Origin of the sequence: Thermogemmatispora sp., from assembly GCF_019683755.1 — a bacterium.
Classification (GTDB): Bacteria; Chloroflexota; Ktedonobacteria; order Ktedonobacterales; family Ktedonobacteraceae; genus Thermogemmatispora.
The window spans coordinates 1-10,821 of the sequence record NZ_JADGHT010000149.1 but is presented as its reverse complement, the minus strand read 5'-3'; the positions used below and the strand labels follow the sequence as shown (position 1 = coordinate 10,821).

Sequence of the window (10,821 nt, the reverse complement as noted above, 5' to 3'; positions counted from 1 at the left end):
TCCAATAACTCTTTTGAATATAAACAACCTCTATGGCATATAGAGTAAATATTGTCAAAAGATGTAAAGTGGTAGAGGGTAGTAATGCCTTCTTGACTAAGGCGGGCAAGGATGGCATCCGCATCTGGGTGGCGCGTCGGCTCCTCCATAGCGCTTCTCTCTCGAGCAGACTCAACAAAGTTGTGCATATTCCAGGCAACAGCTCCACCTATTATACTTGCCTGCAGGAGATAAGGCTATACCCGATGATATGAGAAGGAGCAGCGCGTACCGCCGCTGCTCCTTCTCGGCAGATTCTTTCCAGAGGCGAATAAGTTCTTTGGCGGCTGGGGCTTAAGCTAGCGCTGAGGGAGCAGCTCGCGTGCGCGCCAGCGCTCGATGGCCTCGATGACAAGTCTATGCTCGACCGCCTTGACGCGCTCGTGCAGCGTCTCCTCGGAGTCGCCCTCCAGAATGGGCACCTCTGCGCGGCAGAGCACCGGCCCGGCATCGACCGCCGGCGTCACATAGTGAACAGTGCTCCCCGTGACCTTGACGCCGGCCTCCAGGGCCTGACGAATAGCATGCAGGCCCCGAAAAGCCGGGATAGAACTGCCGTCGCTGGCGATGTAGACGTCGGCGCTGGGGTCATCGGGCAAGAGCGCCGGATGCAGATTAATCACCCGCCGCGGAAAACGCGCCAGAAAATCGGCACTCAGGATGCGCATCCAGCCCGCCAATACCACCAGGTCGACGCGGAACAGCTCCAGCAAGGCCGCAAGACGCTGCTCGCTTTCCTCGCGCTCGCGCCACGGCAGATAGATCGCCGGCAGGCGATGCCTAAGAGCGCGCTGCAGACCCGTCGCGCCAGCCACATTGCTCACCACCAGAGCAACCTCTGCCGCAGGCAATCGTCCGCTCTCGCAGGCATCAATAATGGCCTGCAGATTAGTCCCGCTGCCAGAGATCAGCACCCCCAGACGCAGATGAGGCAACGGCTTGACCTCTCTTTCTGCCTCTCCCTGGCTCGTCTCAATCCTAGGCACTGGCTCCACCATGACCGCGCACCTCGGCATCGGCGCGCTCCAGCTCGGCGGCAAAGCGCTCACGATAAGTTGCCAGACGCTGGGCCAGGTCCTGATCAAAGAGCGCCAGCATCTTGGCCGCCAACAGCGCTGCGCCGTCCGGCTCTAGAATCGTCGGCGAGGCAATGCCTGAAGGCAGACGCAGCGACGAGAGCACATCCATGCCCGCAAAGCGGTCGCTGTAAGGCGGGCAGGCAATCACCGGGAAGCGCGTATTGGCGTCAACCACCGCCGACAGAGCATTAGAGCGCCCGGCAATCGTGATATAGACAATGGGGTCGCTGCTCCCTTCGTAACTCTCCAGGATCTCCAGTAAGCGACGCGTGGCCTTGTGCGCTGAGCAGACCCGCAGCTCATAGGCAAGCTGCAGCTCCTGCAGCGTCTTCACGATGTTCTCCGCATGACCACGATCGCCTTTGCTCCCCATAATGATCACAACTTTAGCTGCCATGATGACGAATAGTCCCCTTTTCTTTTCTCAAAGATTCGCCTTGATTGAAGAAAGAGAAGTGGCTGAAGCGCCAGAGCCTCTGGCGCTGGCCTAGGACTGCAGGGCACGCAAGCCGCGCCTGGCAATATCGCGGCGGTAATGCATGCCCTCAAAGTGGATCAGGCGAGCCGCCTCGTAGGCGCGCTCCAGAGCCTCCGCGAGCGTCGCGCCATAGGCGGCCACACTCAGCACGCGCCCACCTGCCGTCACCAGCTCGCCATCGCGCAAAGCGGTGCCGGCATGGAAGACCTGCACCTGCTCCAGTCGGCTTGCTTCAGCCAGGCCCTGAATCGGGAGGCCTGTACGATAGCTGCCGGGATAGCCACCTGAAGCCAGTGTCAAACTAACCGCGTAGCCTGGACGCCAGAGCGGGACGCTGGCCAGCCGCTGCGGCTCCTGCAACAGCGTGAGCAGGTCTACATCGCTCTCCAGGAGGAGCATCATAGCCTGCGTCTCTGGATCGCCAAAGCGCACGTTATGCTCCAGCACCATCGGCCCACGCTCGGTGAGCATGATATTCGAATAGAGAACCCCTGAGAAAGCGATGCCGCGCTCCTGCAGTGCTCGCAGAGTCGCTGCAATGATGCGCTCCTGTACCGCGCGCTCGGTCTCGGCGGAGACAAACGGCAGTGGCGCATAGGCACCCATTCCGCCCGTATTGAGACCCTCATCATTATCCAAAGCGCGCTTATGGTCCTGCGTCAGCACCAGCGGCACAAAGCTGGTCCCGTTGCAGAGTGCTGTCGAACCGATCTCATCCCCTTGCAAATAATCCTCAATCACCACCACCTCGCCAGCGCTACCGAAGACCCGCTCAACCATCATCTGCCGTACCGCTCTCCGCGCGGTCTCCAGGTCCAGCGCCACAATGGCCCCCTTGCCGGCAGCATTGCCATCGGCCTTGACAACCACAGGAGCACCGTGCTCCTCCAGATACGCCAGCGCGGCGGCGGGATCGCGAAAGCTGCGATGCTGCGCGGTAGGAATACCAGCCGCCTCCATCAGCTCCTTGGCGAAAGCCTTGCTTCCTTCCAGCAGAGCGCCGGCCTGCCGCGGCCCAAAGATGGGCAAGCCACGAGCCTCAAAGACATCGACAAGGCCCGCAATCAGCGGCGCCTCAGGACCAACCACGGTGAAATCAATCGCCTCGCGCTCTGCGAAGTCAGCCAGACGCTCCAACTCGTGCGCCCCAATGGGCACACACTCCGCCAGGGCGGCCATGCCCGGATTGCCCGGGGCCGCCCACAGCCGTGTCACACGCCGACTCTGAGCCAGCTTCCAAAGCAGCGCGTGCTCACGTGCCCCCGAACCAATGACTAATACTCGCATAGCTTGCAACTCCTCCTTGGTGCCCCTCACTCCTCGCCTCGCGCTTGAGCAGCGCGAGGCCTCTACCATCGCTAGCCCTGGCCTCTTGCCCCGCTCCCTCTTCTCCTTTACGAATGCGACGGTTGGCGCACGAGCGGCAAGGGACAAGACTCGTCAGCAGCCTGCACAGGATCAAATGGCCAGCCCTCACGGCGCATGCAGCCATAGCAAAACTCGCGATGCAGCAGCCCCTCATAGAAGGCCGGCCCCTCACCCTCCATTACTGCCTCCTCTCGCGTCTCAGCATCTGGGGCTATGCCCGCTCGCCTCTGCTCCCCTGTGCCTGACGCTGGCGCCTCCTGGTCACTCAAGCGGCGCACTGAAGCGATGGCTCGCCCCAGGCCGGCAATGCTCAGGTAACCCAGGCTATCGACGCCGATATACTCGGCAACCTCCTCAATGCTGCGCCCAGCCGCAATCAGCTCGTCTTCATGAGGAATGTCGATTCCAAAGTAGCAGGGATGCCGCAGCGGCGGCGCACTCGACCGCAAATGAATCTCTCGCACTCCCTGGTGACGAAGGGCTGCAACCAGGCGCTTCATGGTATTGCCTCGCACGATCGAATCGTCGACAATCACCAGGCGTTGACCCTCCACCTTGGGACGCACAAAATTAAACTTCAGATCGACCTCCATCTGGCGGAGGCGCTGATCAGGCTTAATGAAGGTACGATCGCTGTAGCGATTCTTAATAATCGCCTGGCCATAGGGAATACCCGAAGCGGCGGCATAACCCAGGGCTGCCGGAATCGACGAATCCGGCACCGGGACCACCAAATCGGCTTCTACCGGGTGTTCACGAGCCAGCTCACGGCCCAGTGCCTCGCGCACCAAATAAACATAGCGATCGTTGACATAGCTGGTGGCGTCCGAAAAGTAGATATATTCAAAGACGCAGAGCGTCTGGCGCGGAGCCTGGACCAGAATCTCTGAGTGGAGGCCCTGCTCATCAATGGTGATCAGCTCGCCCGGCTCAACATTCCGTACGAAGGAGGCCCCGATGCGATCGAGGGCGCAGGACTCCGAGGCGGCGATCCAGATATCACCAATGCGCCCCAAACAGAGCGGACGCATACCCCAGGGATCACGCACGGCGTAGAGCTTGCCCTCCGCCAGCATTACCAGGCTATAGGCTCCCTTCAACAGCGGAAAGGCTGTGAGCATGCGCTCTCGTAGCGTTTCCCCCTCTACCAATAAGAGCAAGAGGGCGATCGCCTCGCTGTCGGTCGTCGAAGAGAGCAGGTGCTGTGGCAGGCGAGAGCGCAAGGCCGACCCATTGACCAGGTTTCCATTGTGGGCCACTGCTATCGCCCGCGGGCGTGCACCATCCTCCCGGCCACCTGACTGCTCGCCCACTACGAAGGGACCAGCATTCTCGACGCAGCTAGAGCCGGTCGTTGAATAACGCACATGGCCGATGCCGCAGCGCGTAGGAGGCAGGCCCTGACCCATATCGGGAAACACCTCGCGCACCTTGCCCATACCCACGCGGTGAGCAATACGGCCCGCTTGATCGTAGACCGCCATGCCGGCGCTCTCCTGGCCACGGTGCTGCAAAGCCGTCAGGGCCAGTGTCAAATACTGGCGCACGTCAATACTCTCGTCGCCTGGTCTGGCATAGATCCCAACAATACCGCAGGCATCGCGCAGTCGCTCCATGGCTTCCTTCCTGCTGTCCTCAGCAAAACGGTGCGGGCGGTGCAGAGAATGGAACTGCACCGCCCTCTGGCCTTGCTCAAATGCGCAATTTCCCAGTCAAGTCGGCCACCAGGGCATAGCGATCGGCGATCCCCTGCAGATCCTGCTCGGTGACCTCCTTAAGATTGCGATAGACCTGCTTGTCAAGCATGCGATTTTTGTCGCCGCCGGGCCAGAGTCGCCAGCTATCGTTATCGATGACATCGGCGACAAGCAGCTTGCCCTCGCTATCGCGTCCGAATTCGATCTTTAGATCGACCAGTGTCACATCGACACTCGCCCAGGCACGTTCGAGGGTCTCGAAGACGCGGCGCCCTTGCTCGGCCATCCAGGCGATCTCTTCGGCAGTGGCCAGCCCCATGTTGATAATGTCCTCATCCCAGATCTGGGGATCATGGCGCGCATCATCCTTCAGGAATGTCTCAATGACCAGCGGATCAAAGCGCGTGCCCTCGCTGACCTCGGGATGGCGCTTGAGATAAGAGCCGGTGGCGATGCGGCGCTGCACATGCTCGATGGGCAGCATCTGGCAGCGCTTCACCAGCAGCGTAGTATCATTGATCTGGCGCACAAAGTGGGTTGGGATACCTGCCGCATTCAGCAGGCGGAAAACGTTGGCCGTCGTAATCGTACTCCAGCGACCCTTGCCAGTAAGCTGGTCACGGCGCGCGCCGTCCCCCGCCGTGATCTGGTCCTTGCTGACCATGTAGACCAGGGTCGGGTCCTCAGGATGGGCATAGATCTGCTTGGTCTTCCCCTCCGCCAGTAAGGGACCGAAAGTGACTGGCTCCTCTTGTCCGGTGCTCATGCTGCTACCTGCTCCTTTCTTTTCTCCACCTTGTTATAGCGCGCGATATGATGGTAGTGCAGTTATGTTAGAGTGACGCCCTCGCCCTCACGGATCATCCCGATAGGGATCAGCTCAGGCAGCAAGCGTCGGGCCTGGTCCGCATGGTCCTCGGCGACCACCAGCACCATACCGATCCCCATATTGAAGGTGCGATACATCTCGCTGGCTTCGATCTGTCCCAGGCGAGCAATCAGCGTAAAGAGCGGTGGCACGCTCCAGGCGCGTGTCTCGATGACGGCCTGGGTACCGGGCGGCAGAATGCGGACGACGTTGCCCTGGAAGCCGCCTCCGGTGATATGCGCCAGGCCCTTGAGGGCCGTGCCCAGCTCGGAGCGCAGGCGCATAATCTCCCCCAAATAGCAGCGATGGGGGCGCAGCAGGGCCTCGCCCAGCGGCTCCCCCAGCTCGGGAAAGACTGTTTCCAGAGAATACGCGGCGAAGACACGCCGCGCCAGCGAATAGCCATTGGTATGGAGACCGCTGGAAGGCAATCCAAGCAAGACATCGCCGGCGCAGATCCTGGTCGGATCGATACGCTCCGCCGCTTCAACCACCCCGACCAGCGTCCCGGCCAAATCAAAAGTACCGGGCACATACATATCGGGCATCTCGGCGGTCTCGCCCCCGAGCAGGGCGCAATCCACCTCTTGACAGGCCCGGGCCACGCTCGCCACAATGGTCGCCGCCTGCTCTGGGTCAAGCTGGCCCGTTGCCAGATAATCCATGAAGAAGAGCGGCCTCGCTCCCTGAGTCAGTAAGTCATTGACACAGTGATTGACCAAATCGTAACCAATGGTGGTAAAGCGGTCCATCTGGACCGCCAGCAATGTTTTCGTTCCCACGCCATCGGTAGTGGCCACAAGGACCGGCTCACGCATCTCCTTGAGGGCTTCGGCCCGAAAGGCAGCGGCGAAAGCCCCCACGCCAGCGAGCACGCTGGGGCCGTGAGTAGCACGTACCGCAGCTTTCATCAACTCAACGGCATGTTCTCCCGCCTCGATATGCACACCGCTGGCTGCGTATGAGAGCGGAGCCGACCCCGAGCCGCGTGCCGTTGGCCTGTTCTCCGCGCCACCAGTCCTCTCGCTGCCCACAGAGACTGATAGCGGCGTCGACCGGCGCGGCTGTTCCGACAGCTCCCTGATCTCGCCTTCACCCGTCAGCCGAGCTGTCCAGTGGCGGCGCTCGCTCTCCTCCTCAGCCCCAGCTCCAGAGCGCCCACGGCTAACGGACACTGGCAGCGGAGGCGGCTCCAAACCCAGCAATTGACAGACATAAGCATAAGCATTCTGGAAGAGCAGGAGGCCGTCGGCAGGACTGCGCTGCTGAGGATGCTGCAAGGCACGGACGTAGCGTTCAGGGTGAGGCATTAGACCAAGCACATTGCCCGCCGGATTGCAGAGACCTGCCACATTGGCCAGTGAACCATTAGGATTGGCCGGATAGCCGTCGCCATCGTAGAGCAGAGCGATCTGCTCATGCCGGCGCAGCTCCTCTAATTGCCCATTGTCGGCTAGTACAAAGCGCCCTTCGCCGTGAGCCACAGGGAGTTCCAGAGGGCGATACAGGCCGCGTGTAAAGATACAGCGACCACTCTCGGCGACCAATGAGATCCAGCGGCACTCGAAACGCCCCGAGCTATTGACCGTCAGACTGGCCGTTGGACGAAAATTGCTCCAGTCTGCATGTGGCAGCAAGCCAGCGCGCACCAGCACCTGAAAGCCATTGCAAATGCCCAACAGCGGGCGGCCTTCCTCTACAAAGCGCTGCAACTGCCGACCCAGATGCACCGTCAGATTCTTGGCCAGCAGCGTCCCGGCTCCCAGATCGTCGCCATACGAGAAACCGCCCGGCAGCACCAGAAAATGATAGCTCAGCAGGCGCTCCGGCTCGCGCAGCAGCGCATTTATGTGGACCAGCTCCGTTTCAAAACCCGCCAAGCGACAGGCATAAGCGGTCTCACGTTCGCAGTTAATGCCCGGCGCCCGCAACACCAAAGCGCGTGGCACAACGCTCATGGTACCTCTCCCTTCCAGGCAGCCTGCAGCTCAGCAATCGAGAGATCGATCAGCGTTTCCGTTCCCTGTTTGATCACAAACCGCCCACTGGCCGTCACATGGCCAAGCGCCGCCAGAGCCGTCACCCCACCAGCGCGCATATGAGTCTCAAAAGCCTCACGCTGGCTCGGAGCCACCTCAACCAGGAAGCGCGAGGGACTTTCACTAAAGAGCAGGACCGTAGAGCGGAAGCCCGCTGGCAGCGTTTCCAGACCGCTTGCCGGCTGACGAGCCAGATCGATACTCACGCCAAGTAAGCCAGCTAGGGCCATCTCTGCCGCCGCTACGGCTAGTCCGCCTTCTGCCAGATCATGACAGGACTGCACCAGGCCACGCCGAATAGCCTCGCCCAGAGCCTTCATCGTCACCCGCGCCTGCTCAGGCTCTACCTGTGGCAAAGCTGTCATCGGCAACAACTCCGTACCCACCACCTCGGCATAGTGTGAGGCCGCCAACTCATTACGTGTCAGCCCTACCACATAGAGCAGATTACCCGCCGCTTTCAAGGCCATATCAACTGTCCGCGCAGCATCTTCGATCACCCCCAGCGCCGAAATCAGCAGCGTCGGAATCACCGGCAGACGGCGCTCACCGTGACGGTACTCATTATTCAAGCTGTCCTTACCAGAGATAAAGGGAGTACCAAAGCCCAAAGCAGCATCGTAACAGCCACGTGCTGCTCGTACCAGCATGCCAAGCTGCTCAGGATCGGCGGGACTCCCCCAGCAAAAGTTATCCAACAGTGCCGCGCGCTCGATATCGCCACCCAGCGCTGTCAAATTGCGCAGCGCCTCATCTACCGCATTGAGCGCCATATGATAAGGATCGATCTTGCCGTAGAGCGGATTAAGGCCGTTCGTTAGCACCACACCGGCTCGTGGCAGACTCAGATCCTCAAGCAGTGGCTGCAACACCGCTCCATCACCAGGGCCATTACCGGCCCGTCCCACGAGCGGCTTACGAACCGTCGCCCCCTGCACCTCGTGGTCGTAGCGCCGTACCACCCCTTCCTTAGAACCGATCGAGGGATGACGCAAGAGCGTCAACAAAACATCAGTCGCATCGGGCAACGTCTCTGGCGAGGCCGTTGCCGAACCGACTGTCAGGGGACGCTGGCGCCAAACGGCCTCTAGCACGCGCTGAGGGCGACCCTCGTGCAAGAAAGCCATCTCCAAATCAGCCACCACCTCCTTGCCCCAAGTCACCGTCAGCCGCCCATCGTTAGTAAACTCGCCCAGGACCGTGGCCTCCACCTCCTCCAGCGCACACAACTCCAGCAGCTCATCGAGGCAGGTCGGCGGCACGGCCAACACCATGCGCTCCTGGGCCTCCGAGAGCCAAACCTCCCAGGGAGCCAGTCCCTGATACTTCAGCGGAGCCCGCGCCAGATCCACTCGTACCCCGGTGTTCGCCCCCATCTCCCCAATCGCCGAGGAAAAGCCGCCCGCTCCGCAATCGGTGATAGCATGATAGAGGCGACGCTCACGGGCCTGGAGTACCACATCGGTCACCTTTTTCTCCGTAATAGGTGCGCCAATCTGGACCGCGCTACCAGCCACAGCCTGGGTCTCGCTGCTCATCTCCCCCGAAGAGAATGTCGCCCCATGAATCCCATCGCGCCCCGTGCGACCACCGAGGACCACCACCAAATCGCCAGGTTCTACCGAACGGGGATGGCTCCCATGAGGCAGCAGGCCAAGGCAGCCGCAGAATACGAGCGGATTGCAAAGATACTCGCGGTGATAGACTATGGCCCCGTTCACTGTCGGGATTCCCATCTTATTGCCATAATCACGGATGCCATTGACCACTCCCGAAACAACGCGCCGCGGCGCCAGCACCCCAGGCGGCAGCTCCTCTGGCGGTGTATCGGGCAGCCCGAAGCAGAGCACATCAGTACAGGCAATAGGGCGAGCTGAGACCCCCAGCACATCGCGAATCACCCCGCCGACACCTGTATTGGCTCCTCCAAACGGCTCAATCGCCGAGGGATGATTATGTGTCTCCACCTTGAAGGCCAGATCATAGCCCTCCGTAAACTGGACCACACCCGCATTATCGCTGAAAGCCGAAACCACCCACGGACATGCCAGCTCGCTCGTCGCCCGCATAATGAACGAGCGCAGCAGTCCGGGGATCATCTCCTCAGCAGCCAGCTCACCCGCAGGAGTCAGCTCGCGGTAGCGCACAGTGGCCTTAAACGTCTTATGCGAACAGTGCTCAGACCACGTCTGGGCCAGTGTCTCCAGCTCTACATCAGTAGGTGCGCGCCCTTGCTGACGGAAATATTCCTGAATCGCCTGCATTTCCTCTAGCGTGAGCGCTAACATTCTGGTGCGACTCAAATTGCTAAGTTCCTCAGCGTTCATTTCAACAAGAGGCAGACGAAGGACGCGCGGAGAAGCGCTATCAGAAGGAGAGGAGAGAGGATCGACGGCCAAAGAGCGAGGAACAGGGAAGCTGCTCGCTGGCGCCCGCTCATCTTCATTCGGCAGAAGACGATAAAACTGGATTACCGGGTTATAGAGCAGGGCCTCTGCAATCAGGCGTACCTCTTGCCGACTGAAACGCTCGTCCAGAAAATAACGCCGGCCTGTTGCGACTCGTTCCAGGCCGGTGATCCCGAGCAAAGAGGCAGCAAGCAAGACACTGTCCGCCAGCGTATCAGTGACACCTGGGAGAAAAAATACGTCTATGATATGACCGGCAGCCCCGACGGCAGAGCGTGTAGCGGAAGGCAAGAGCGAGAAGGTCTGAGTAACAGGATCGATCAACAGCTCGCGGGCGAGGCGCCTGACCTCGTCCGGGGAGCAAGTGCCGCTGAGAGAATAGAGCTGAGCAGTGTGGAAGGAAAGGGGGGGAGCACTCTCAGCCAGAGTGGCCAGCGCGGGCAACCTAGCGCGCGAGAGAAAGGACAGCTCACGCATAAGCTGTTGGGCCTGAATATCATACTGCGGCGAGGTTGCCCGTACCTCAATATGGTAGTCGGTCACAGTACTTCTACCCACTACTTCGTCCTATGCAGGGGACAGATTGCTGTTTCCATTGAACGGAACAGTCTCATTGTAGCACTTTCGGGTAATCCCTGGCAAGGCTATGGGGGGGCAGGCTGCTATGCTTTCTAGAGATCAGAATCGGTATATTTTCGCTGACCGATAACAGCTATCTTGCAGTACAATACCTTGATGCAAAATAACTTTTTAGTTATACTTATATGCAGAAAAAGCTCAGCTTTTGGAAAAGTTTATTTTCTCGTGAACTCGGGGCAGATATCGATCTTACCCCGCAGGACTGG

At 60.2% G+C, this 10,821-nt stretch carries 7 protein-coding genes; all 7 read right to left on the bottom strand.

The genetic code is table 11. From position 1 onward, the window contains the following. Positions 1-338 precede the first annotated feature (338 nt). Positions 339-1,037 carry a phosphoribosylglycinamide formyltransferase gene (locus IRZ24_RS11170; RefSeq protein ID WP_297163986.1) on the bottom strand — a complete coding sequence of 233 codons (699 nt, stop codon included), beginning with the start codon at positions 1,035-1,037 and terminating at the stop codon, positions 339-341. Beyond that, entirely contained in the window at positions 1,018-1,515 is a 498-nt protein-coding gene (locus IRZ24_RS11165) for an AIR carboxylase family protein (protein WP_297163983.1), read from the bottom strand. Before IRZ24_RS11165 ends, IRZ24_RS11170 begins: the two co-directional genes overlap by 20 nt. Before the next feature lie 90 nt (positions 1,516-1,605). Continuing rightward, complete coding sequence (purD, locus tag IRZ24_RS11160) at positions 1,606-2,883, bottom strand: phosphoribosylamine--glycine ligase (protein ID WP_297163980.1); 1,278 nt, start codon at positions 2,881-2,883, stop codon at positions 1,606-1,608. A gap of 107 nt (positions 2,884-2,990) precedes the next feature. Beyond that, positions 2,991-4,580 (bottom strand): amidophosphoribosyltransferase, encoded by a 1,590-nt coding sequence (purF, locus tag IRZ24_RS11155; RefSeq protein ID WP_297163977.1) that lies wholly within the window; start codon positions 4,578-4,580, stop codon positions 2,991-2,993. A gap of 76 nt (positions 4,581-4,656) precedes the next feature. After that, complete coding sequence (locus IRZ24_RS11150) at positions 4,657-5,427, bottom strand: phosphoribosylaminoimidazolesuccinocarboxamide synthase (RefSeq protein ID WP_297163974.1); 771 nt, start codon at positions 5,425-5,427, stop codon at positions 4,657-4,659. Between the two features lie 62 nt (positions 5,428-5,489). Next, the gene (gene purM / locus IRZ24_RS11145; protein ID WP_297163971.1) at positions 5,490-7,487 is read right to left on the bottom strand and encodes a phosphoribosylformylglycinamidine cyclo-ligase; all 1,998 of its coding nucleotides are present in this window, start codon (positions 7,485-7,487) and stop codon (positions 5,490-5,492) included. Continuing rightward, positions 7,484-10,534: a phosphoribosylformylglycinamidine synthase subunit PurL gene (gene purL, locus IRZ24_RS11140; RefSeq protein ID WP_297163968.1), complete on the bottom strand. Its 3,051-nt coding sequence runs from the start codon at positions 10,532-10,534 to the stop codon at positions 7,484-7,486. The genes purM and purL overlap by 4 nt, the downstream gene beginning before the upstream one ends. Between the last annotated feature and the right edge of the window lie 287 nt (positions 10,535-10,821).